Origin of the sequence: Sorangium sp. So ce128 (assembly GCF_051525245.1) — a bacterium.
GTDB classification, from domain to species: Bacteria; Myxococcota_A; Polyangia; order Polyangiales; family Polyangiaceae; genus Sorangium; species Sorangium cellulosum_B.
Genome location: NZ_CP150313.1, coordinates 4,673,069 through 4,697,040, shown reverse-complemented (window position 1 = coordinate 4,697,040; position 23,972 = coordinate 4,673,069). Strand labels below are relative to the sequence as shown.

At 70.6% G+C, this 23,972-nt stretch carries 17 protein-coding genes and 2 pseudogenes; 9 read left to right on the top strand and 10 right to left on the bottom strand.

The annotated features are described in order from the left end of the window. Positions 1–183: 183 nt before the first annotated feature. Positions 184–1,041, bottom strand: a complete 858-nt coding sequence (locus WME82_RS17910; RefSeq protein ID WP_438043809.1) for a hypothetical protein — start codon at positions 1,039–1,041, stop codon at positions 184–186. 383 nt (positions 1,042–1,424) lie between these two features. Then, positions 1,425–2,147: a hypothetical protein gene (locus tag WME82_RS17905; RefSeq protein WP_438043808.1), complete on the bottom strand. Its 723-nt coding sequence runs from the start codon at positions 2,145–2,147 to the stop codon at positions 1,425–1,427. Between the two features lie 481 nt (positions 2,148–2,628). Here WME82_RS17905 and WME82_RS17900 point away from each other — a divergent pair, with 481 nt between their 5' ends. Further along, the gene (locus tag WME82_RS17900; protein WP_438043807.1) at positions 2,629–3,522 is read left to right on the top strand and encodes a hypothetical protein; all 894 of its coding nucleotides are present in this window, start codon (positions 2,629–2,631) and stop codon (positions 3,520–3,522) included. Between the two features lie 22 nt (positions 3,523–3,544). Here the strand turns inward: WME82_RS17900 and WME82_RS17895 are convergent, their stop codons facing one another. Both WME82_RS17895 and WME82_RS17890 read right to left on the bottom strand, forming a co-directional pair. Then, on the bottom strand, positions 3,545–6,964 hold the full coding sequence (locus WME82_RS17895) for a protein kinase domain-containing protein (RefSeq protein WP_438043806.1): 3,420 nt from the start codon (positions 6,962–6,964) through the stop codon (positions 3,545–3,547). An 8-nt stretch (positions 6,965–6,972) separates the two neighbouring features. After that, the gene (locus WME82_RS17890) at positions 6,973–8,415 is read right to left on the bottom strand and encodes a sigma 54-interacting transcriptional regulator (RefSeq protein ID WP_438043805.1); all 1,443 of its coding nucleotides are present in this window, start codon (positions 8,413–8,415) and stop codon (positions 6,973–6,975) included. Positions 8,416–8,723: 308 nt separating this feature from the next. Between WME82_RS17890 and WME82_RS17885 the strand changes: the two genes are divergently transcribed. Then, on the top strand, positions 8,724–10,631 hold the full coding sequence (locus WME82_RS17885) for a M6 family metalloprotease domain-containing protein (protein WP_438043804.1): 1,908 nt from the start codon (positions 8,724–8,726) through the stop codon (positions 10,629–10,631). On the opposite strand, the gene WME82_RS17880 is transcribed toward WME82_RS17885, so the two are convergent. Next, entirely contained in the window at positions 10,579–11,538 is a 960-nt protein-coding gene (locus WME82_RS17880; protein WP_438043803.1) for a LysR substrate-binding domain-containing protein, read from the bottom strand. The two genes, WME82_RS17885 and WME82_RS17880, sit on opposite strands and share 53 nt — an antisense overlap. Before the next feature lie 123 nt (positions 11,539–11,661). Here WME82_RS17880 and WME82_RS17875 point away from each other — a divergent pair, with 123 nt between their 5' ends. Continuing rightward, positions 11,662–12,510, top strand: a complete 849-nt coding sequence (locus WME82_RS17875) for an oxidoreductase (RefSeq protein WP_438043802.1) — start codon at positions 11,662–11,664, stop codon at positions 12,508–12,510. A gap of 48 nt (positions 12,511–12,558) precedes the next feature. Here WME82_RS17875 and WME82_RS17870 read toward each other — a convergent pair whose 3' ends face one another. Beyond that, positions 12,559–13,098, bottom strand: a complete 540-nt coding sequence (locus WME82_RS17870) for a hypothetical protein (RefSeq protein ID WP_438043801.1) — start codon at positions 13,096–13,098, stop codon at positions 12,559–12,561. Between the two features lie 157 nt (positions 13,099–13,255). Further along, complete coding sequence (locus tag WME82_RS17865; protein ID WP_438043800.1) at positions 13,256–14,068, bottom strand: hypothetical protein; 813 nt, start codon at positions 14,066–14,068, stop codon at positions 13,256–13,258. 813 nt (positions 14,069–14,881) lie between these two features. On the opposite strand from WME82_RS17865, the pseudogene WME82_RS17860 reads away from it, so the two are divergent. Further along, positions 14,882–15,424: pseudogene (locus WME82_RS17860) on the top strand (transposase); the annotation flags it as partial. A 37-nt stretch (positions 15,425–15,461) separates the two neighbouring features. Here WME82_RS17860 and WME82_RS17855 read toward each other — a convergent pair. Then, positions 15,462–17,051, bottom strand: a complete 1,590-nt coding sequence (locus WME82_RS17855) for an IS1182 family transposase (protein WP_438039071.1) — start codon at positions 17,049–17,051, stop codon at positions 15,462–15,464. A 93-nt stretch (positions 17,052–17,144) separates the two neighbouring features. Here WME82_RS17855 and WME82_RS17850 point away from each other — a divergent pair. The 3 genes and pseudogenes from WME82_RS17850 to WME82_RS17840 all read left to right on the top strand — a co-directional run. After that, a pseudogene (locus WME82_RS17850) lies at positions 17,145–17,837 on the top strand (transposase); the annotation flags it as partial. Positions 17,838–18,199: 362 nt separating this feature from the next. Continuing rightward, positions 18,200–18,787 carry a LysE family translocator gene (locus WME82_RS17845; RefSeq protein ID WP_438043799.1) on the top strand — a complete coding sequence of 196 codons (588 nt, stop codon included), beginning with the start codon at positions 18,200–18,202 and terminating at the stop codon, positions 18,785–18,787. Positions 18,788–18,790: 3 nt separating this feature from the next. Beyond that, positions 18,791–20,230, top strand: coding sequence for a PLP-dependent aminotransferase family protein (locus WME82_RS17840; protein ID WP_438043798.1), 1,440 nt, complete (start codon positions 18,791–18,793; stop codon positions 20,228–20,230). A gap of 171 nt (positions 20,231–20,401) precedes the next feature. Here WME82_RS17840 and WME82_RS17835 read toward each other — a convergent pair whose 3' ends face one another. Then, entirely contained in the window at positions 20,402–20,542 is a 141-nt protein-coding gene (locus WME82_RS17835; protein ID WP_438043797.1) for a hypothetical protein, read from the bottom strand. 161 nt (positions 20,543–20,703) lie between these two features. Between WME82_RS17835 and WME82_RS17830 the strand changes: the two genes are divergently transcribed. After that, positions 20,704–21,969, top strand: a complete 1,266-nt coding sequence (locus WME82_RS17830; protein ID WP_438043796.1) for a Kelch repeat-containing protein — start codon at positions 20,704–20,706, stop codon at positions 21,967–21,969. 56 nt (positions 21,970–22,025) lie between these two features. On the opposite strand, the gene WME82_RS17825 is transcribed toward WME82_RS17830, so the two are convergent. Next, positions 22,026–22,718: an O-methyltransferase gene (locus WME82_RS17825; protein WP_438043795.1), complete on the bottom strand. Its 693-nt coding sequence runs from the start codon at positions 22,716–22,718 to the stop codon at positions 22,026–22,028. A gap of 131 nt (positions 22,719–22,849) precedes the next feature. Between WME82_RS17825 and WME82_RS17820 the strand changes: the two genes are divergently transcribed. Then, complete coding sequence (locus tag WME82_RS17820) at positions 22,850–23,761, top strand: LysR family transcriptional regulator (RefSeq protein ID WP_438043794.1); 912 nt, start codon at positions 22,850–22,852, stop codon at positions 23,759–23,761. The last annotated feature ends 211 nt before the right edge of the window (positions 23,762–23,972 follow it).

Sequence of the window (23,972 nt, the reverse complement as noted above, 5' to 3'; positions counted from 1 at the left end):
CGAGACGAGTGCCACTCGTCTTTTGTTGGAGCCACGTCCACCGGGAGACGAGTGCCACTCGTCTTTTGCTGGAGCCACGTCCACCGGGAGACGAGTGCCACTCGTCTTTTCTTGGAGCCACGTCCACCGGGAGACGAGCGCTACTCGTCTCCCGCGTGGAGGAGCCGGCTCACCCGGATGGGTTCACGGCGTCCCGCCCGCCCCGAGCGGTGGCGCCGGGACGGCTTCGGGCTTTGTCGCGGGTGCTCTTCGACGGGGCTTCGCGAGGTCGTCGACCATCTCGACGTAGGGCGCCAGCAGGAACGCGGCGAGCGCCTCGCTCCCCGGGATCTCCGGGTCGGCGTGGCTCTCGATCTTCTGGATCAGGCTCCGCAGCGCATCCCGGGCGGCGCTCCACTGGGGCCGGCCATCGGTCGGCCCGCCCTCCTTGGCGAGCACCACGGTCGTGAAGCCGTACGCCTCGCCGAAGCGCGCGTGGGCGGCGACGAGCTGCCGGTAATGCCGGGTCCCGCCGAACTTCTCGATCACCGCCTGGGCGCGCTCCTCCTCCAGCGTCTTCATCCGCTGCACCATCGCGGCCCACTGGACCCGCGGCCGGCGCGTGATGAAGCGAAGCCCCTCGGGCGCCGGAAAGAGCTGCCCGTACAGCCAGCGCGCGTCGGACGGCGACGGCGTCTGCCCATCGTCGGAGAGCCCGGCGGCTCCCGCGTTCCACTGCTCGAGCGCGCGCCATCGGTCGTCGCTGTCGGTGTTCGCCGCGCTCCGCTCGGCCTCGCTCGCCCCAGAATGGCGCTGGTCGGCCTGCGCGCTCGCCCGCAGGCCGCGGAACCCCTGAAGCTCCGTCGCGGCCGCCTCGAACCGCTTCCACGGTCTGTCGATGTGCGGCGGCAGCGCCGCGACGGGCTCGACCCCCTTGGGCAGCGGCGCGTCGCCCTCTCTGCGCTTACCGCCCTTCGGCCGGAGCACCGCCGCGATCCGAGCGCTCATCTGATCTCGGAGACCGATCACGTCGTCCGCGACGAGCTCCTGGGGGAGGACCATGGTCGAAAACATCGGTGTTTCACTCACGGGGGAAACCTCCTGTGATGTCTGATGTGTTCTGGCCTGCCGCCGTGGCGACACGCCGTGGTTTCGTTGCGGCGTGGCGGCCTGGCAACCCACGTGCCGGCGCGAGATGCGTGAATGTCTCGGCGAAACGTCTCAGACAGCGAGGGGCTGAGCGCAATGCCCCGTCATGATCCGCAACGGATTGCGCTGTTGCGCAACGCTCCCGTCGGCGCGTCGCGGCCGCTTATCGAGCACGATCCTATCACCGCGCACTCCTGTCGATGCCGCGGCCCCTCGCATCGAGCACGCCGCGTGATGGCGAGGAGTGCTACCCGACGACGCGCGGGCCGTGCTGGCCGTCGAGAAGCTGCCGCTCGCTATTGCTGCGAGCGCTGGTAGGTATTCCCGAAGTCGTCCTGCACCACGACGGCGCGCCCGTCCACCGCCTCCACCTCGAGCCTTTCCTCGATCACCCGCGTTCGAAAGACCCAGCCATCGGGGAGCGTCAATGTCTCGCCGAGCTTCGCGAGCGACGCCTCGTCCTGCTGCACCTCCTGCACGCTGTACGACTGCAACTCGTAGATCGCGCCCTCCGGATCGACGAGCTCGTAGACGGCTTTGCCCGCATCGTAGCCCCACGTCGTGTCCCGTCGCACGGTGCGTGTCTCGTAGGGCTTCGCCTTGCCCGCGGCCTCGGCGAGCGCGACGGTGAGCGTGCCCGTCTTGCGCATCTCGATGCCGCCGAGCGTGCGCACCTCCGGATCGAGCACCTTCGAGCCCTCGAAGCTGTCGATCATCCAGTGGCGAGGGCCGTTCATGACCACCACGTCCGCCCTCGTCTCGGCCTTCACCTCGGCCTCATCGACCGCGACCCACGCCGCCTCGGGGCACTCGTTCAGGCCCTGCGTGTTGTACACGTCGATCGTCACCGATCCCGCGCCGAGATCCGCGTCGCCGAGCAGGATCTCGCAGTAGCGGCTCCCCCGCAGGGCCTCCTGCGCGGGCCCCGGCGTCTCGGTTTCGACGGGCTCCGTGCTGCCGCAGCCGACCGCGGCGAGAACGAGCGAGAGGAAAACGGAGAGCGACGACGGCTTGTTCATGGCGTGTACCTCGGGCAGAAGGCGTTCGTGGAGCGCGCGGATCGCGCCCTCTTCCCCCTACTCCCGCAAAAGGTCCCGCGGACCCGACACGGCCTCGGTCGATTTCCCCCCGCCCCCTCCCGTTGAATTGGCCGGGATCTCCACGGAGCGAGGAGGACATCACCTCTCCACCACCCGGCGACGCCCCCTCTCGCCGCCCTCGCCCCCCTCGCTCCGGCAGCGCCGGCAGCCCCGATGAGCCCCTGTCATCGCGGCGCAACACCCGCTGTCCGCGCGGCGGTCACCTGTAACGCCGCCGTACCATCTCGCCGGGAGACGCGCGGCCGGATCCGCCGCCGCCGCGCCGCTCCCAAACATGGCACGGCGCATGCTCCTTGTCCCCGGTACGCAGCGCGGCGATCATGGCCGCTTGTGTCCACGCTCGGCGAGCTCGCCGTTGCCGTGAACGAAGGCTCGAAACTCTCTGGACGAGGAGATCGCGATGAAGCGCTCAGTCGGTGCGCACGGGATGGTGATGGGCGTCGGGCTCCTCATGGCGGCTTGCGGGCCGGCGTCGGAGTCGGAGATCGACGTCGAGCTCGCCGGGCCGGGGCTCGAGGCGACGGGGATGAAGCCCGGTATCCCGGACACCAACGGGACCCCGAAGCTCGCGTGGCACACCTGGAAGTACGCGGTGGTCGCGGCGCTGCGGGGCCCGCTGCTCCAGGGCGACCAGATCCACCCGGACATCCTCGACACCAAGATCCTCGACGAGGCGGCCCCCGGGGGCGTGGACGGCAAGGAGGTCTTCGCTCACACCGTCCGCTGCGCCGCCGCCGCCGGCACCGTCGTGCACCACGGCGAGGAGGTGTACCTGGGGCGGGGGATGGTGAGCAGCGCGTCGGCCTGGACGGAGGAGGGGCTCTCCGATGCCGTGATCGGCAACGTGCTGGAGTGCGTGATCGCCTACGTCAACGACGTGACCGACGGCCTCAGCGTCCTGCTCACGGGCACCCACGTGACCGACGACGGGGATCCTCACACCGAGTACATTCACCGCGAGGCGCTCTGGTGCGCGGTCCCCTCGACCGCGTTCGGCGCCATGGTGTTCGTCTATGCGACGGCCCCGTTCATCGCCCACTGCGATGTCGACCCTGAGTCGGCGCTGAAGCAGCGGTACTGCTACAAGGAGGGGGCCTGCGGCCTCAACTACATGGGGCCCCTGGCGGACAGCATCGATAACGGCACCTGCCAGCCCGTCGGGCTCCCGGGGCACGGCCAGTTCATCTGCAACGAAATGCCGTGCACGATGACGTGGCTGACGGACATCGAGCCCGACTGGTGCCGTGAGCCCAGGCGCGAGCGCACGATCGATCCCGCGCTGTTCCTCCGGTGAGCGCCGTGGGCCGCGGGGGCGGTCAGGGCGGTGCGGCGGGGTCGGGCGCCTGGCCCGCGAGCCGCCGCGCCTCCGCGAGGCGCGCGCCCTCGGTCCGGGCGCGCAGCGGGTTCGCCCGGAGGGCCGCCTCCAGGGCCTCGGCCCCGCGCCGGGCGGCCTCCCGCCGGGCCGCCGCGCCGGGCGCGGCCGCGGCCGCGGCGCGCAGCAGCCAGAGCCCGCCCTGGGCCACGAGCGCCCGGTCGAACCGCGGGTGGAGCCCGAGCGCCGCGTCCGCATGCCGGAGCCCCTCCGCGATGTCGGCGGCGGCGTCCCCCCCGCGGTCCGCCCGGTGGGCGGCGCGGGCCTCGTGGATCTCGGCCAGCAGCGCGGGGAGCCGGGGATCGGCGCGCTGCCCGCCGAGCAGGGGGTCGAGCACGGCGAGCGCCGCGTCGAGCCGCGCCGCGTCCGGCCGGCCACGCTGCGCGCTCCACCGGTAGGCGAGCAGCTCCACCTCGGCGCGCTGCAGCCGGTCCGACACGTCCCAGGGCGCCACCGCGATCTGGCGATCGAGCGCCTCGCGCGCGATCCGGATCGAGGGCGACGGGTCCTCACCCCGCGCGACCCCGACGCGCGCCTCGAGCACCGCCAGCATCGCCCGCAGCGACTCCGGGAAGGCGGTCGCGTCCGGCGCCACCTCCAGCGCTCTCGCCCGGACGCGCGCGAGCGCCGGGCCGGGATCCGCGCCCGCGTCGAGCGCGTGCAGCGCGAGCGCATGATCCAGCCAGACCCGCCAGTAGGGCGCCCAGCCCCAGGAAGGGTCCTTTTGATGCATCGTATCAATCACCCGGTGTGTCCGCTGGACCGCCTCCTCGGGGGAGCGGCCGGCGCGGACGAGGTGCTCTGCCTCGTAGACGCCGGTGACGAGCCGCGAGGTGCGCGCGCCGTCGAGGCCCGGGTCGAGCGCGAGGACCTGGTCGCAGCGGGCCCCCGCGCGCTCGAAGGAGCGGCTCGGGTCGCGGCCGTGCAGGGAGTCGTGGCGGCCGAGCTCGGCGTGGACGGAGCAGAGCTCGGCGAGGGCCCAGGCGAAGTCGGGCTCGCGCTGGAGCGCGGCCTCGTAGCCCTGGATGGCGCGCTCCAGGTCCGCGCGCTGGTCGCGGCCGAGCATGTCGGCGTGGTACGCCCGCGCGCGGGCGACCGCGGCGGCGACGTACCGGGCGAAGGCGTCGTCCGGGCTCCTGTCGAGCGCCGCCTCGGCGCGCGCGGTCGCGGCGCGCAGGGCGGCCTCGGCGTCCTCGCCCGGCTGCATGCCGCTCGCGGCCCACCAGGCGAAGCAGTTGTGGACCCAGGCGAGCTTGACCAGCGCCTCGGGGCTCCGCGGGCTCGCCTCGAGCGCCCGCTCGCAGGCCGCCCGCGCGCGCTCGAAGCTCGGGCGCATCGAGTCGCCGCGCTTGCCGGCGGCGTTCATTGTCTGGGTCCAGAGCTCGCACGCGGCGGCGTGGACCGAGGGGTCGGACCGGCCGTGCTCGGCGGCGATCCGGTACGCCTCGGCGGCGCGGTCGAAGTAGCCCTTCATCCGGTCGAAGTCGAAGGCGGCGGCGTCGTGGCGGTGGCGGCTCCCGAGGGCGAAGAGCACGTCGCCCTCCAGCTTCTTCGCCTCGTGGAGCCACGGCGCCGCCGCGAACGCCTCCCGGGCCCTCTCCAGCGCCTCGTCGTGCCTGCCCTCGGCGAACGCGAGCAGCCCTTCCACGTAGGCGGGCGCCTCGATGGCGCCGTGCGCCGGCGCCTCGCCGGCGCCGCCCAGCGCCGCGCGGAGGTGCCGGACCGCCGGGGCCTTGTACTCGACCTCGAGCGCCGCGATCCGGGCCTCGCGCTGCGCCGGGTCGCGGATGCGGCGGGTCTCCTCCAGGGCGCGGCGGTAGAGCTCGGAGAGCGCCACGCCGGCAGCGTGGTCGAGCCCCGGCGATCGATACCCGGCCCGCTCGGCCGCGCGGAGGTGGTCGAGCGCGGCGCGCGGCTCCTGGAGCACGAGCAGGCCGCGGCCGAGCGCGTACTCGCCGGGGCCGCGGCCGACCTCGCCCGCTGTCGCCATCCGGGCCTCGACGGCCGCGAGCCGGGCGCGGACCACGTCGCGCTCCCGCTCGACGTCGTGGAGCGGCATCGCGTGGGCGGCGCGCAGGAAGAGCTCCATCTCCTTCACGGTCTCGCCGAGCTCGCGGGCGAGGTTGGCCTGCTTCGCGGCGGCGCGCCGGCCACGGACGAGGAGGCCGGCGACGACCAGCGCCGCGAGCAGCAGCGCGGTCACGCCCGCGACGACCGCCCGGTGCCGCCGCGCATGCCGGGCCAGGCGGCGGCCGAGGGAGGCGCGGCGCGCGAGCACGGGATCGCCGTCCAGGAAGCGCTGCAGATCCTCGCCGAGCGCGCGCGCCGACTCGTAGCGGGCGCCGGGCTGCTTCTCTAGGCAGCGCATCACCACCGCCTCGAGATCCCGGGGGATGTCGCGGTCCAGGCTCCGGAGCGGCGGCGCGTCCGCCTCCAGCACCTGGCGGAGCACGTCCATCACGGTGCCCCCGGTGAACGGAGGGCGACCGGCGAGCAGCGCGTAGAGCGTCGCGCCCAGGCCGTAGACGTCGGTCCGCCGATCGAGGGCGTGCACCCGCCCCGCGGCCTGCTCGGGCGCCATGTACGCGGGGGTTCCGAGCAGGGCGCCGGTCAGGGTGGGCCCGCTCTCCCCCGCCTCGCGCGCGATGCCGAAGTCCATGAGGTAGGGGCGGTAGGCGCCGTCCGTGCCCCGCTCCAGCATGACGTTGCTCGGCTTGACGTCGCGGTGCACGAGGCCGAGCCGGTGCGCCTCGTGGAGCGCGGCGGCGATGGCCCGGGCCACGCGCACCTTCTCCTCGAGGGTCAGGTCGCCGCGGGCGTCCTGGAGGGAGCGGCCGTCGATGCAGCGCATGACGAGAAAGGGCACGTGATCGGCGACGCCTGCCTCGTAAACCTCGCAGACGTTCTCGTGGCGGAGCCGCGCCTGGGAGCGCGCCTCGCGCAGGAAGCTCCCGTCGATCTGCGCGCCCGCCGAGAGGAGCTTGATGGCGACGCGCCGGCCGAGCCGGAGATCCCGGGCCCGGTAGACGACGCCCATGCCGCCGCGGCCGAGGAGGTGGAAGTCCTCGAAGCGGGCGTGGAGCGAGGGCGGTATCGGCGAGGGTGGGATCGACGAGGGCGCGGCGGGCGTGGACCCGCGCGCGTCGGCGGAGCGCCGGCTCTCCTCGCCGAGGCCAAGATCGGACGTGGCCTCGAACGCAGCGGGCGTGGCCTCGAACGCAGCGGGCGAAGCCCCGGGCGCGGCGGGTGGAGCCCCGGGCGCGGCGGGTGGAGCCCCGGGCGTGGCCGGGCCGGTGACGGTCGCGTCGTCGCGGCCGCGCCGCGGCCACGGCGGGGCGTCGACGCGGGGCTCGTCGCCGTCCACGGGCACGATCATCGGGCGCGGAGGCCGTGGCGCTGGAGCAGCCGGTGGACGAGCTGGCGGGAGACGCCCATCGCGTCGGCCGCGTGCGAGATGTTGCCCCCGTGCTGGCGGAGCTTCTCGGTGACGTAGGCGCGCTCCAGCTCCTCCAGCACGACCTCCCGCGCTTCGGGCAGCGGCAGCTCGAGGAGCCTGCGGAGGCGGGCGTCCCCGGGCCCTGCCGGCGACGCGCCGGAGGGCGCAGCGTCCGACGGGGCCGCGCCGGAGGGCGCCGCGCCCGAGGGATCGGGCCGCGCTGCTTCCGCGCTCAGGCTCCCCTGCGGCGCCGGCGGCGCGGCGCCGATGACCTCGTGGAGCAGCTCGGGGAAGAGGACGAGCCGCGCGACGGTGTTCCGGAGCTCGCGCACGTTCCCCGGCCAGTCGTACGCCTCCAGCAGCGGGAGCGCGCCCGGCGGCAGGTCCGCGAGCGCGCGCGGCGGATCCCGCGCGACGAGGAAGCGCTCGACGAGGAGCGGGATGTCGTCCTTGCGCTCCCGGAGCGCGGGGATGTGGACCTCCACCACCGAGAGCCGGAAGTAGAGATCGGCCCGGAACGAGCCGTCCTGGGCCTTCGCGCGCAGGTTCCGGTGCGTGGCCGCCACGATCCGCGCGTCGAAGGGGAGCCACTCGTTCGATCCGAGCCGCCGGATCTGCCGCCCCTCGATGGCGCGGAGGAGCTTCGGCTGGAGCTCGAGCGGGAGCTCGCCGATCTCGTCGATGAAGAGCGTGCCGCGGCTCGCTTGCTCGAGCAGGCCCGGCCGCGCCGCCGCGGCGCCCGTGAACGCGCCCCGGGCGTGGCCGAACAGCTCGCTCTCCACGAGGTTCGGGGCGATGGCGCCGCAGTCCACGACCACGAAGGGGCCGTCCTTGCGGCGGCTTTGCGCGTGGATCGCCCGCGCCAGCACCTCCTTGCCGGTGCCGGACTCGCCCAGCAGGAGCAGCGTCTCGTCGGTCGGCGCCGCGCGCTCCAGCCGGGCGAACAGCGCGCGCATGGGGAGGCTCCGCCCCGCCGCCTCGCCGAACGCGTCCGCGGCGGAGAGCGGCAGGACGGCCGCGGGCCCCGCAGGGCCGACGACGATCTCGGAGCCGCCGACCGTGGCGGGGACGCGCGGCGGGAGGAAGGCCTCGCGGATCCGGACGTCGCGGATCAGCGTGCCGTTCTTGCTGCCCAGGTCGCGCAGGAGCACGCCCTGCTCGGTCAGCCGGATCTCGCAGTGCCGGCGCGAGGCGCGTGGATCGGCGAGGACCAGATCGCAGTCGGCGCCCGCGCCCACGAGGAGGGGGCGCAGATCGAGCGGCGCGGTGAGCGTGCGCCGGTCCGGGAGGGTGACGGTCACCGAGACGGCCGGGAGCCGGAGAGAGCGCCCCTCATCGAAGCTCGTGAGCGTGCAGGCCTCCCCGGGATCGTCGCCCATGCTCGCCATGGTGCCCCTGGAGGGGGCCGCGTCAACCCGGAACCGGCGCGCCCGCGAGCCGCGCCCGCGCCTGCACCGCACGCGCACCGGTGGAGCGCCTGCAGGACCGCTGTCACGCCGCCGCGACAGCGCCCGTCGCGCGCGCGTGACAGCTGTCCCGGCGGCGTGTCGGCGCGGGGCGAAGCGCTCGCCGGAGACGCGCGGATCAGCCTGGAAACGCGGCGATTCGCGCTGCAAACCGATTCCGGCACATGCGTTGCGATGCGCCCCTCGAACGCGGCGAAACGCGGATTGAGGAGGATGCGGACATGACGTCTCGAAACAGCGGCGCGGGCAACGTGGATCACCAGGGGATCGCCGGCGCGCGCCGATCGGCGCGGCTCGGGCTCGTCGCGCTCGCCGTGCTGGCGAGCGCCGTCTCGGCGAGCCGCCCCGCGGCCGCGGTGAGCGCCGAGCCCGGGCTGCGCGAGATCCCGCTCGACACGACCGGCGCGACCTTCCGCGCCGAGGTGATCGGCGACGAGCACTTCGATTACCTCCGGATGGCGGACGGCACCGCCGTCGTGCTCAACGACCTCTCGGGCGACTACGAGGTCGCCGAGCTCGGATCGGACGCGCGCGGCGCCCTCAGGCTCGTCCCCTCCGGGGTGCTGGTCCGCGATCTCCGCGGGCAGGGCGGCCCCGTGGATCCGGCGTTGCTCCAGCGCATCGACGACGAGGCGCTCGATACCCTCTGGGAGGCGGAGATCACACATTCCCGGGGCGCGCTCTCGTTCGCGGCGAATCCGACCGTGATCTCCGGGATCCGGCGCCCCCTGCTGACCATCCTGCTGGAGTTCACCCAGGGGGGCGGGCTCGCCACGCCAGGCGCGTTCACCGGCAACTTCAACACCGACTTCGCGTACTGGAAGCAGACGATGTACGGGAGCCTCCCGGGCTCGGTGAACCATTATTACGCCGACATGTCGCGCGGGAAGTTCTCCTTCACCCGCGCGAAGGAGACCCAGGGCACCGCCAACGACGGCATCGTCCGGATCAAGCTCCCGTTCGCGCACCCCAACAGCAAGAAGGATTTCTCCCTCCTCCAGCTGTACCTGAAGGAGGCGCTGGTGCTGGCGGATCCCTTCGTCAACTTCGCCTCCTACGACACCAACGCAGACGGCAAGGTCCGCGGCGACGAGCTCAACACGGTCTTCATCGTGGCCGGCTACGAGACCGCGAACACGAGCAAGACGCCCTCCATCTGGGCCCATGCGAAGGGCTTCGAGGACCCGATCACCCTCGACGGGAAGGTCCTCACCGGCTACGCCGCGCTCGGCGAACGGCAGGTCCACTCGGTCGGCGGCGTGCCCACCACGATGCCGGCCACCGTGGGTGTCATCGTGCACGAGCTCGGGCACTCGGCGGTCGGCCTCCCGGATCTCTACAAGGGCCCTACCCCGCTCGGTTCATGGTGCGTGATGGCGAGCGGGAGCTGGGGGAGCACGAGCGGCTCGCCCGCGGGCTCGGTGCCCGTGGCGATGGGCGCCTGGAGCCGGATCAAGGCCGGATTCCTGGCGCCGACGGTGATCGAGCCCGGGTCCCCGCCGCAGGACATTGCCATCGTCCGGACGGCCGGCGCGGAGTTCCTCGGGCAGGGCGTCGCGCCGACGATTTACAAGATCGAGACCTCGGATCCGGACCAGTACTTCCTGATCGACAACCGCCAGAACGAGGGATACGACCGCGGCCTGCAGCGCTGGCTCGACTTCGATGACGTCTCCGGCGGGGTGGCGATCTACCGCGTCGACGAGGCCAGGAAGGCGGGCGCCGGGAAGATCGCGTTCATGGCGAGCAACCCGAGCTCGCCGAGCTCCCTCGCCAACCTCTACAACGAGCAGGGGGGCCGCACCTTCACGCCGTTCACCGACCCGAGCAGCGACGACGCGGACGGGCAGTTCACCGGGCTCTCGGTCACGGACTTCAACGTCTCCGGGCCGATCATGCTCGCGCACGTGAGCTACGTCCCCTTCGCCTGCAACGCGATCACCGCGTCCGTGGCGGAGCACGAGATCCACGGCCGCGCCCACAAGCAGATCGTGGACCTCGGGGACGACCAGATCTTCCTTGGATACCGCACCACGGGCGTGCATCAGGCGCTCGGGTTCGACGAGGACGAGATCGTCACGCTCCACGTGGAGGCGCCCGGGATGTGGAGCGTCGGGGAGTGCGACTGAGCGGCTTGGCCTCCTGCCCGCGGAAGCTCGTGACCGTCTCGATCAGCGCGCGGAGCTTCGGCTGCTCCTGCGTGCGCGCGGGGAAATAGAGGCAGAAGCCAGGCCCCTTCGTGATGAACGCCTCGAGCACGCGCTCCAGCCGTCCCTCCGAGAGGTCGCGCTCGATGGCCTGGTCCGGCACGTAGGCGAGGCCCGCCCCCGCGCACGCGAGCGCGACCATGAGCCCGATATCGTCGGTGACGACGCCGCCGGGGACGTCGACCGTGATCGTCTTGCCCCGGCGTTCCAGCTCCCAGCGATAGACAACGCCGCTCGCGAGGAGGCGCTGGCGGATCGCGCGATGGCGGACGAGGTCCTCCGGCGCGCGCGGTCGCCCCGCCTTCGCGAGGTAGGCCGGCGAGCCGACGATCGACCACGACGAGTGGTTCGAGATCGGGACCCGCACCATGTCCTTCTCCACCGCGTCGCCGAGCCGGATGCCCGCGTCGAAGCCGGACGCCACGAGATCGACGAAGGCATCGTCGAGCGAGACCTCGATCGACAGCTCCGGGTACGCCTCCCGCATCTGCGCCACGAGCGGGGCAACGAGCCACGCGCCGCTCACGCGCGGCGCGGTGAGGCGGAGGTTCCCGGAGGGGCGCCCGCGGTAGTCGCCGAGCGCGGCGAGCGCGTCCTCGACGTCGGCGATCGCGGGCCGCAGGCGCTGAAAGAGGCTCTCGCCCGGCTCCGTGAGCGCGACGCGCCTCGTGGTCCGCTGAAACAGCACGACGCCGCACCGCCGCTCGAGGAGCTTGATCTTCTGGCTCACGGCGGTGGGGGTGACACCGAGCGCGGCGGCCGCGGCGGTGAAGCTCTTGAGGCGGCCCACGGCGAGGAACGTCGTGAGCCCGTCGAGCGCGTCGGACATGCTCGATTATGAACTTAAAGTTCATAAAGCATCAACGTTTTGGCTCATTCTCTTCATGCTCGGGATGTTGCATCTTCCGTCGTGTGAGGGGCGCAGCGCCCCGGCCACGAAGAGGAGACCCCCATGGAAACGAGCAAGAACGAGCGGGTGTGGTTCATCACGGGCGCGTCGCGCGGCATCGGCGCGGAGATCGCGAAGGCGGCGCTCGCCGCCGGCGATCGGGTGGTCGCCACCGCGCGCGATCCGAAGAGCATCACGGACCGCTTCGGGCGGCCCGAGGCGCTCCTCCCCGTCGCGCTCGACGTGACGGACGAGGCGTCGGTCGCCGCCGCGGTGGAGGCGGCCGTCGCTCGGTTCGGCCGGATTGACGTCCTCGTGAACAACGCCGGCTACGGCGTCGTCGGCGCGATCGAGGAGACCTCGGGCGACGAGGTCCGGCGCGTCTTCGAGACGAACGTGTTCGGCCTCCTCGCGGTGACGCGCGCCGTGCTCCCGCAGCTCCGGAAGCAGCGCGCCGGCCAGATCCTGAACATCTCGTCGCTCGGCGGCTACCGGTCGGGCGCCGGGTTCGGCGTGTACTGCTCGACGAAGTTCGCCGTCGAGGGGATCTCGGAGGCGCTCCACACCGAGCTCGCGCCGCTCGGCATCGCGGTGACGATCATCGAGCCGGGCTACTTCCGGACGGAGTTCCTGGAGGCGAAGTCCGTCGTCGAGACGGGCAAGGTCATCGCCGATTATGCGGAGACCGCGGGCAAGGTCCGGAGCCACGCGAAGACGGTCAGCCTCCAGCAGCCTGGCGACCCGGAGCGCCTCGCGCGTGTGGTCGTCGAGCTCGCCCGCGCGAAGAATCCCCCGCTCCGCCTCCCGCTCGGCAGCGACGCCGTCGCTGCGATCGAGGCGAAGAACGCGTTCGTGGCGCAGGAGCTCGCCGCGTGGCGCGCCGTCGCGGAGTCGACGGACTTTCCGAAATGAAGCGAGGTTGACACCCCGGAGGCGCGAGCGCGCGGGGAGAGACGGCGGTCACGCGCCCGCCGCCTCCGGGTCGTTCACCATGGGCGCCTCGATCTCGGGCCATCCCGACATCGGGTCCGAGAAGTCGAAGAAGCGGATCTCGTACGGGAACGCCCAGATGCACCCCTCGACGACGAGCATCGCGGCCAGCGGCTCGAAGCGCATGTCCGCCCAGCAGAAGGCGATCCCGTCCTTCGCCTCGTCCGGCAGGTGGTCGCGGCGCCTCCCGGTATCGAGCTCCACCACGGTCTGGCCCTGGTAGTCCTCGCCGCACACCAGGTAGTCGTGGCCGTTCGGGTGCGCCTCGACGAACAGGAAAGGGAACCAGTCGAAGTTCCTCTGCACGACGGCGATGGGATCGGCAGAGGCGGTCCTGTAGACCTCGCCCTGGGCATAGTCCCAGGTGCCACGTCCGGTCGAGAAGCTCGACACCACGAGCCTGTACTTCCCCGTGGGGCTCGAGATCTCGCGGCGCGAGCCCTCCCGCTCGTTCTCCGGTCGGAAGAACGCCGCCTTGTCGGGCGCGCCTGCCGCGGATTCGTCCGTCATCTCTCCTCCGCGCCCACGGGCCTCGTCCGGCTGTGCTGCTCCGGGTGGTACAGGTACGCGATCAAGCCGTCTCCGCGCCAGCCGGAACGTGGAGTCTGGCCGGTGTCGAGGCGAGCGCGATCGAGCCGCCGGTTGCAGCGGTAGCCGTTCCCCGCCTTCAGGGCACTTCGAACATGATTGGGGGCGGTATGGCCGCGCTCTCTTTCGAGAAAACGAGCTGCTCAGGAGCCGTCCAGGAGGCGAGCGCTCCGCTGCTGCCCTTGAGAGTGGCGGTGAGCTGGTAGTTGCCGGGGGTGCTAATCGTCTCATTGGGGGTCGCGGAGCAGGGCTCGCTCCACGAGATGGTGCTCTCGAAGTTCTCGCGGATCTCGGCGAGCAGGAAATCCACCTCGGTGGCGCCCACGTCGGCGCAGGTCGCGGCGGTGCCGGCTTTCTCGATTGACCAGCTCAGCGGGAACATGATGCGAGCGAGCTTGACCTCCGGGACGTCGACGTGCGCCGCCCCCTCCGGCACCGTGAAGCCAACCACGCCCGAAATGAGCGCGTTCCGATTGTTGTCCGAAGCCAAGCCGGTGTACAGGGTGATGGTCAGATAGAAGTCGCCAGGGCCGTGCTCCCAGCGATAGGTCGGGTAGTCACCCGAGGCGCAGAACTCGCCGTTCGAGCTGTACCAGTTCTCGGCGCTTTCAAGCGAGTCGCCACTGAGCGTAAATCCCACAGTCCCGGCGCCGATGTCGCTGCAAGTGAGCGGCGTCCGCGTCGTGCCCAGCAGTTTGTACGTAGACCAGCTGAAGCTGATCGTGGCGGGGGTGAAGCCGTCGCTTCCGCCCGTGCTGCCGCTCGACCCAGCGGCTTCGCTACTGCCGCTTCCGCCTGTCGTCCCGCCCGTGGTTGCTCCTCCGCCCGCGCCGCTGCCGCTCGAGCTGCCGTCATTGCCGGACGACCCGCAGCTCCCGAGTGCCAGCGCCAACGCAGCGCATATTGCCCATCGCGTGCCCGACGTGACGCGTTGCCCAAGCCCAGTCGGTGCCCGAACTCCAGTTATCATGCCGCTCCAGCTATCACAGTGCGACCCGCGATGCGACCGCTGGGCATCCGTTCGACGCGGCAGGACCCGGGTTCCACTAAGCATACTTTGCCTTCCGTGGAGCCCGCCGCTCCTCGCCAGGCCGGCGTCGATCGCGTGCTCTCGGCGGAGCGACCCGGCTACACGTCGTGTAGCTGGTGCAAGGTGGGCTGCGCGGGAGGGAGGCGCCGCGGGCGAGGGCAAGCATCTCACCGGAAGGCCGGACCGCCGCAGCGAGGCTCAGGCAGAGTTCAGCAGCTCAGGCGGAAGTCGTGGGTGAACGCTCCGAAGGGCTCCGGGACGTTTGGTGCTAGCTAGTTCCCGTCCCGAAAAGCGAAAACAGCTTGCTTTGTAGGGTCCACGTGGCGCTGGGGGCGCACCCGCAGCTCGATTGGCGGCGAGCGGACCGCTGCCCTCACTGACCGCGGGATGCCGACGCGCTCGGCCGCTGAAGGCGCCAGCATCGCCGGCCGGGTCCAGGTCGCATCGATTTGGTGAGAAAACTCGCGCCCCAAGCGGAATTTGTCCATCGGAGGGATCCTGTCCGCCGTGTGGTCCCCCAGCACCGTCAGGGAGGACGGCACTCCGATGCGCAAAGCCTTTTTTCAGCAGCGACCGCTTGTTCCGCCTTCGATCGAGCATCCTCACGCCAGGGAGCTCCAGACAATCTCGGCAGTCCTGGAGCAAGTGCCTGCCGCAGCAGACGTCGTGCTCAAGGATTTGACCGGGGCAGGGATCGACGGCGACAGGGGACGGCAGGGGTTGAGCGCCGAGCAGGTACTGCGGGTGCTGCTCCTCAAGCAGATGCATGACCTCAGCTACGAGGAGCTGGAGTTCCACCTCGCTGATTCGGTTACGTACCGAGCCTTTTGCGGCTTCGGGATGGCCGATCGAGCTCCGAGCAAATCGACGCTACAGCGGAACATCAAGGCGGTCTCGGAGCAGACGCTCGAGGCGATTCATCGGATGATCGTGGCGTATGCGATTCGTGAGGGAGTTGATGATGGTAAGCGCACGCGCATCGACTCCACGGTAGTGCGTGCCGCGATCCACGAGCCGAGCGATTCCTCGCTCCTGAAGGACAGCGTTCGTGTCCTCACACGGCTGCTGCGCCGCGCTCGACGATGGGTGAAGGTCGAGTCGAAGGACCACCGCCGAGCAGCCAAGCGGCGCTCTCTGGAGATCAAGCGCGCAAGGTCTGCCGAAGAACGTCAGCCGCTGTATCGAGACCTGATCAGGCTCACAGAGAAAGTAACTAGAACGCCGAACATGTTGAAAATCGTCTAATTTCGATATGTTATGCAGCCTCCTGGATCAGCCGCTGGGCCGCCTCAAGATTCTGGATGGCTGCGGTGCGCCGGAGGTCGAACAGATTTCTCCTGGCGCCGATGTAGCGCGCGCAGTGTCCTTTCCGCGCCGCGATATGGGCGAGCGCATGCTCCACAGCTGTCCGCTGCCGGAGCACGGCGCGTCCTGCTCCGGTCTGCTGCAACTTCCGGAACTTGCCCTGCAGAGCTTCATCCTCGGCGATGGACACGGTCCGCCCTCGCCCCGAGGCAGCTTGCGTGCACTTGGCTCGGAGGGGGCACGCGCCACACTCCTCAGGATCAAACTCGACCGTATCGCCCGGTTCGAACACCTCGATCTGCCCCGCTGGACACGTGATTGTCTTGGCGCGCAGGTTGATCTTGAAGTCGCGCTTGCTGAATAGCTCCGGGCTGCGAGCCCGCTGCCCCCAAGGCTTCGAGAACACCTGGCCGCCCGCTCGGATCACGTCATCGACGACGGGACTGTTCACGTAGGCTCGATCGATGTGCAGCTCACCCAGGCGCAGCCCCTGATGCTGGATGTCCTTGGCGATCGGCGCGGCCCCCTCCTCTTCGGGCCGATTCGCCGGCGTGATCGCGCAGGCGACGATGACCGGAAGGTCAAGGTCGCGCGCGATATGTTCCTTGTAGCCGTCGAAGCGCTTCGAGCGGCTCTTGCGACCGTGGCGCATCTCGGCGTCTTCAATGGAGACACGGCGGTCAGGCGCAACGCCTTGCCGGATGCGAACGGTCCCATCCTCGGCTGTTTCCAGGTCCTGGTCTCGAACCTGTGTGACCGCGTCCAGATAGGTGCGAAGCGGCTGCTCGACGACGTCGTCCAGGTGGCGGTCGACCCACTGCTGCAGCGACGAGACCTGCCGCTCCAGGATCTGAATCGCTGCCGCCTTCTGTTTCGGGTCGCTCCAGTCCAGGTCGAGCCCGGCCTTGATACTGGGAGCCAGAAGCAGCGGGATGCCCGCCTTGCGGCAGATCTCCTCGGGCGGACGCTCCGTGATCTTCGACACGACGCGGACGATGCTGCGTGCAGCGTGGCCGAGCAGGTTGATCGTGTCCTCAACCCGCCCGGCCCCCGCTAAAGGGCGGCTATCGATGGCCACGCGCAGCGCCTTGGACACCGCACGCCTCTCGCCCTCCGTCATCGCGCCGGACCGAACAAGCGCTACGGTCCGCTCCAGCAGCATCCGGTCCATCTCGTGCGCGACCATCCGCTCTCGGAACGCCTGCAGCGCGCCCTGCGAGAACGGCGGCGTCGCCGCACCCAGGCAGCCGAGCACCATCTGCCAGCGCAGGTCGACAACGCACAACTCCACCGCCTCGGCATCCGATGCGCCGACGTAGCCTTGAAGCAGCGTGACCATGCACATCAGCGCCGGTGGATGCGGCGCCTCGCCTGCCCCCGTCGTCCGGTACATGCCCTCCAGCTGCTCCTGGAACGTCTCATCGAACAGCTCGTGCCGGTGCTGCCTGAGAAAGCCGAACAGTGCTCTCACGCGCGTCAGCCGCTTCATCAGCGCCTGCTCCTGCCGCGACAGCTCCACCGGCGGCGACCATCGTTCCATCCGTGCACCTCCGGACGCGGACGAGATCATGGCCCGACGAGACCGTCGAGCCTTGCATCGAAGCGACCAGAATTATCGCAAAATCAACCTGATCGGTCCTCTAGGGCGGCGCTCCGCGCAGTGGAGGCGTTGCGGCAGGTACGCGTACAGACACCGCAACGCGACGAGATTGACCGTCTGAACAGGCAGATGCAGTACCATCTCGCGGCCGCCCGTCACGTGATCGAGCAGACCCGCCGTCGTGTGCTGGAGGGCGAGGTCGTTCCAGCGCAGCAGAAGATCGTGTCGATCTTCGAGCCGCATGTCGACGTGATTGTCAAGGACAACCGCGAGACCATGTACGGTCACAAAGTGTTCTTTTCCGCCGGCAAATCAGGCGTCGTGTTCGACGTCGTTGTGCCGCTGGGCAACCCCACGGACTCCTCGATGGCGGTGGGGATGGTTGAGCGGCACATCGAGATCTGTGGCAAGCCTCCGCACCAGGCGGCGTTCGATGGCGGCTTCACCTCGAGAGCAAATCTTGAACAGGTCAAGGGTCTCGGCGTCCGCGACGTCGCGTTCAGCAAGGGCAAAGGAATAGCCGTCGACGAGATGACCAAGAGCCCGCGGCTCTACCGAGCACTGCGCAATTTTAGAGCTGGGGTCGAGGCCACCATCTCATTCCTTAAGAGATCGTTCGGTCTCGACCGCTGCGACTGGCGCACGTTCACATCCTTCAAAGCGTATGTGTTGGGCTCGGTTCTCGCTGCCAACCTGCTGATCGTCGCACGCGCCTCCGCCGGGTAGCGCGCGCGTTCACGATCGCTGGCCGATCTTGGGCCCCGCGAGCGCGGGCCGTCAGGACTCGTGCGCCTGCTCCCCGGCCGTGGTGCGTCTGCGGCGCGCTCCGGCGCCGGGAGACGTTCCGCCCTGCCGTTCCTACTGTACGGATGCTCGTCTCCCCCACGCCGAGGCCACGCGGAGATGCGACTTTCGGGACGGGAACTAGCTAGCAGCGTCCACGTCCGATGCGCACCCCGGGCGCCGGGCCCTTCGCTGTACCGGTCGCGCGACTGACACAGTGCTTTCGTGCGGCGCGTCCCCTGTGCCTTCACCGGCGAACACCGCCTCCTTACGCTCCGGACCATCCCCGACCGGAGCGACCTGCGATGACCGAGCTGCTGCCCCTCCTGACCTATTGCTTCGTGATGTCGAGCACCCCCGGGCCGAACAACATGATGCTCACCGCCTCGGGCGCCAACTTCGGCTACCGCGGATCGCTGCCGCATCTCCTGGGCATCAGCGTGGGCGGCGCGGTCCAGACCTTCGTCGCCTGCCTGGGCCTGGGCGCGCTCTTCGCCGCCTACCCGGCGCTGCACGCCGTGCTGCGTGTGACCGGCGCGCTGTACCTGCTGGTGCTGGCGTGGAAGCTGACCGGCGGCGCCGCGGTCAAGGGCGCCGAGGTGCCTCGGCCGCTGTCGTTCGCGCAGGGGGCGCTGTTCCAGGCCGTCAACCCGAAGAGCTGGGTCAAGGCGATCACGGTGGCCTCGGTGTTCATGCCGGCGGGCATGGGCGTGGCGAGCGGCGCCCTGCTCGTGTCCGTCGTGAGCCTCGTCATCACCTTTCCGTGCACCTCGGCGTGGGCGCTGTTCGGCGTGGCGATCCGGCGATTTCTGACCGATCCGCGACGGCACCGGCTGTTCAATGGCATCATGGCCGGCGCGCTGGCGGTGCTGGCGCTCCTGCTCCTGCGTTGACCCATGTTCTCGCTCGACCGCGACTCCGCCGTTCCCCTGGCCGACCAGATCGAGGCGCGGCTGCGCGCGCTGATCGAGGGCGCGCAGCTGCCGCCCGGCGCGCGGCTGACGTCGATCCGCCAGCTGGCGGGTCAGCTCGGCGTGAGCCCCAACACCGTGGTGACGGCCTACGATCGGCTGGTGGCGGCCGGGCTGCTCGAGTCGCGCGGCACGGCCGGGTTCTTCGTGTGCGAGGCGGCCTCGGCCGTGCCGAGCGAGGCGTGGCTCGAGGCCGGCGAGGAGCAGGAGCCGGTGTGGCTGGCGCAGCAGTCCAACGACCAGCGCGCCGGCGTGCTGCTGGCCAGCAGCGGCGCGTTGCCGGCGAGCTGGCTGAGCGACGCCATCCCTGCGACGGTGCTCCAGCGCGCGCTCGCCCGCAACGACGCCGGCATGGCGGCGCGCTGTCCGCCGCAGGGGCTGCCCGAGCTACGGGAGCGCATCGCGATGCTGATGCGCTCCCAGGGCATCGCGGCCGACGCGGGGCGCGTGCTCACGACCTGGGGCGGCACGCATGCGATCGACCTGATCTGCCGGGGCTACCTCCAGCCAGGCGACGCGGTGCTGGTGGAAGACCCGGGTTATTTCCTGCTGTTCGGCCGCCTGCGGCAGGCGGGTTACCGCCTCGTCCCGGTGGCGCGAAGGCCGGACGGCGTGGATCTGGAGGCGCTGGAAGCTGCGTGCCGCGAGCACCGGCCCAGGCTGATGTTCCTCCAGAGCGTGCTGCACAACCCGACCGGCTGGGGATCGAGCGCCGCCAACCTGCACCGCGTGCTGACGATCGCGCACCAGCACGGTGTCCTCATCGCCGAGGACGACGTGCACGGCCACTTCCACCCCGGGCATCCCACGCGGCTGGCGCAGCTCTCGGGGCTGGATGGGGTCATCTATTACTCCAGCTTCTGCAAGGCGCTGAGCCCGGCGCTGCGCCTCGGCTACATCGCGGCCGAGCCAGGGCGGCTGAAGCCGCTCTTGCGCGAGAAGATCTATTCGGTGCTGACGAGCGGCGCGCTGAACGAGCTCGTGCTCCTGGAGGTGCTGTCGGCCGGCAGGTGGCGCAAGCACATCGATCGGCTGCAGCAGAAGCTCGGCGCGGCCCGGAACGCAGCGGCGCGCCGGCTGCGCGACGCCGGCGTGCTGCTGGACCACCCGGGTGAAGGCGGGCTGTTCCTCTGGGGCGCGGCGCCGCGCGGGGTGGACGTCGACGAGCTGGTGCAGGACGCGTACCTCAACAAGATCCTGCTGGCCCGCGGGGCGACGTTCATGGCGGATGGTGCGGGGGATCCGCATATCCGGTTCAATGTGGTGTTCAGCCAGAATGTGCGGGTGGCGGAGTACCTGGCGCAGCGGTTTGCGGCCGTGGCGAGCGCGCGGGGGGCGATGGCGAGAGCGGTAGTGGGGGTGTAGCGGGCATAGGTGTTGACCAAGCTCGTTCGGTCGCCGAAGCCCGCACCGCTCCACCCCACCATCGGTCACCAAGGTCCACGTTTACGTGAACGTGAACGTAAACGTAAACGTAAACGTGAACGTAAACGTAAACGTAAACGTAAACGTGGTCGTGAACGTGGTCGTGGTCGTTCACGGCCGACCGTTGACGACCACGACCACGACCACGACCACGACCACGACCACGACCACGACCACGACCACGTAAACGTAAACGTAAACGTAAACGTTCGGATGTAGGAGAACGCGGCGCGAAGCTTGGTTAACGCCCATGGGTGATATAGAGCGCAGGGCGCCTCATGGGGACTGCTCGCCCGGTCAAGCGCGCCCCGTTCCGGCTTACACGACCATCTGATATGGTCTTCTGTTGCGCTCCATGGCGCCTCCCCGGCAGGGGACGGCTGCCTCTCCCCCAGCTCCTGACGAGGTCCTACATGTCCACCATCGGTCGTCGCCATCGTCGTTGGCTTGTCCCCTTCCTCTCGCTCGCCGCGCTCGCGGTCGCGGGCTGCGGTGCTGGGGCGGAGCCTGAACTCCTCGCCGCGGATGTGCTCGACGAGGCGGCGATCGAGGTGAGCTCGGCGCCGCTGGCCAACCACCACGCGAAGAAGCACAAGAAGTGCCGCCGCCACGTCGGTGTCCACGCGGAGTGGTCGTCCGTGGCGCCGATGCCAGAGGCGCGAGAGCGGCACATCGCCCTGCGCATGCCGGACGGCCAGGTGTTGGTCGCCGGCGGCAGCGGCGATTACCCCTACCCCACGACGGTCGATTTCTACAATCCCGCCGCTGACACGTGGACGACCCGTCACACGCTGCCCTACCCCATGTCCCCCGTGGGCGCGGCGCTCCTTCAGGACGGCAGGGTGCTCTTCAGCCCAGGCGGGCTTGTCTACGATCCGATCACGGGCACGACGGCGAGCGTCCCGCTCACGCCCGGCGAGGCGGCCCGTGGTTGGGAGTTCGCCTATACCGCGCTCACGCTCCTGCCGGACGGGCGGGTATTACGCACGGGCGGCAGCGACGACGACAGCACCCTCAAGGAGGCCGTGCTCTACGATCCTGCCACGAACACGTGGTCCAGCGCAGGGTCGATGTCGGTGACCCGCTACCTGCATACGGCGACGCTGCTCCAGGACGGGCGCGTGCTCGTCGTCGGCGGCTACACGTTGAACGGCAACGAGATGCCCCAGGGCCGCACCAGCGTGGAGATCTACGATCCGGCCACGAGCGCCTGGACGGCGGCGGCGCCGACGAACCTGCCCCGCATGCAGCACACGGCCACGCTGCTGCCGAGCGGGCGCGTGCTGGTGGTGGGCGGCGGCGGGAGGATCTACGGCGGCACCGAGGAGGAGATCGAGATCCTCGTCGATGCCGGCGAGACCGCCGAGATCTACGATCCCGCGAGCGACACGTGGACGTTGACCGCGCCGCCGAACTTCCTCCACACGTGGGCGTCCGCCGTCGCGCCCATGTCCCACGGCCGCGTGATGGCCGTCGGCAGCGACGGCGCGGAGATCTACAAGGAGGCGAGCGGCAGCTGGACCCCGATCGACGAGCCGACCCAGAGGGGCTTCCACACCGCGACGACGCTGCAAGACGGCTCGGTCCTCATCACGGGCGGGTATGACGCGACGTACTTCAGCAATCCGCCAACCCTCGCGAGCGTGGAACGCTACGGGGGCTGCAAGAAGAAGCATTGACGCGCACGCGCCGCCGCGCGCTGCTCGCCCTCGCGCGAGGAGCGAGGCGGCCTATCTCACGCCTCGCGCTCGCGCCCGTCGCGGCCGTGCCAGCAGGAGACCTCCAGCCTGTCCCCTAGCGGGATCTCCACCGACCCGTAGCCGCTGCCCGCGCCACGCACGTACTCCAGGTACGGCCGCAGGTCATCCGGCGCGATGTCGAGATCGTCCGCAACGATGAGCGCGCCCCTCCGCAACCGGGGCTCGAGCATCCGGAGCACCGGCAAATAAAGGTTCTTCCATCCGTCCAGCAGAACCAGATCGATCGGCCCCTCCACGTCCCGCAGCGTCACCAGCGCGTCTCCCTCGCGGATCTCGACGAGATCGCCGAGCCCGCTCTCATCGAGGTTCAGGCGCGCTCGCCGCACCTTCTCCGGGTGCAGCTCGCTGCCGATCACCCGCCCGCCGCCGCCATCGCGGATGGCCGCGGCCAGGAACACCGTCGAGATCCCGAACGACGTGCCGAACTCCACCACCGTGCGCGCCCGCGCCGCGAAGGCGAGCAGGTGGAGCAGCCGCCCGACCTCGCGGGAGACCGGCAGATACGCGTCGGCGAGCATGTGGGCGAGCGTCTCGGGGTCGGGGCTCGGCCCGCGGCGCTCCCAGTCGCCGCGGACGCGGGCGATGATGCGCGGATCGCCGCTGTCGGCGTCCTGGAAGAGGCGGTCGAGGGTCCTTTGAACGCGCGGCGAATCGAGCGTCGTGCTCATGATGGCAAATCTCCTCCGGGCAGGCACAGGCGACGGCTCCCCTGCCCTCGCGGCTGCCCTGTTCGACACCGAACCTGCGCCCGAACAGACATGACTTCCAGTGCATGTACGGTAAGTTATTGCTGCGTCCCATGCACTCCATCGATCTGAACCTGCTCCTCGCGCTCGACGTGCTGCTCGAGGAGGAGAGCGTCCTCCTGGCCGCGAAGCGGATGCACCTCAGCCCCTCGGCGATGAGCCGCACGCTCGCGCGCGTCCGCGAGGCCGTGGGCGACCCGATCCTCGTGCGCGCCGGCCGGCGGCTCGTGCCCACGCCGCGCGCCGCGGAGCTGCGCCCGCGCGTGCGCGCGGTGGTCGCCTCGGCCAGCGCGGTCCTCCGCGAGCGGGGCGCGCTCGACGTCGCCGCGCTCACCCGCAGCTTCGCCGTCCGGACCAGCGACGGCATGCTCGGGCTCGTCGGCGCCCCGCTCCTCGACGCGCTGAGGGCCGAGGCCCCGGGCGTCACCGTCCGCTTCCTCCCCGAGGGCGACGAGGACGTCGCCGCGCTCCGGGAGGGCCGGATCGATCTCGACCTCGGCATCATCGGCGACATGGGCCCGGAGATCCGCGTGCAGGCGCTCGTCAAGGACCGCTTCGTCGGCGTGGTGCGCCGCGGCAGCCCGCTCGCGTCCGGCAAGGTGACGCTGGAGCGGTTCGTCGAGCACGCCCACCTCGGCGTCTCCAGGCTGGGCAAGACCTGGGGCCCCATCGACGAGGCCCTCAAGAAGAGAGGGCTCGCCAGGACCACCGCGGCCGTGGCGTCAGGCCATTACGCGGCGCTGTGCCTCCTCGCCAGCTCCGACCTCGTCGGCGCGTTCCCGTCGAAATGGCTCGCGCACGCCGCCCCGCGCTTCGATCTCGTCACGTTCCCGCTGCCCGTGACCACGCCGGCCATCACCATCTCGCAGGCGTGGCACCCCCGCTTCGACGCCGACCCGGCGCATCGGTGGCTGCGCGACCGGCTCCGCCGCGTCTGCCGGTCGCTCGCGGAGCTCGGGGCGTAGCCGCGCCCGGTCCAGCGGCGCCGCTTCGGGGCGTGTGAACGTCGATCACGGCGACCCGTGAGCGAGCAGCGCTGTGGCGTGAAGACGGCTCCCTTCGACACATGAAAAGATGCTGGGATCACGCGACTTTTCCAGAAGAGCCGGATCGCGGTTGTCACGGTGTCCTCTCACCCCGAGGCAGGCCCGGCAGTTGGGACTTGACGCCTCCGAG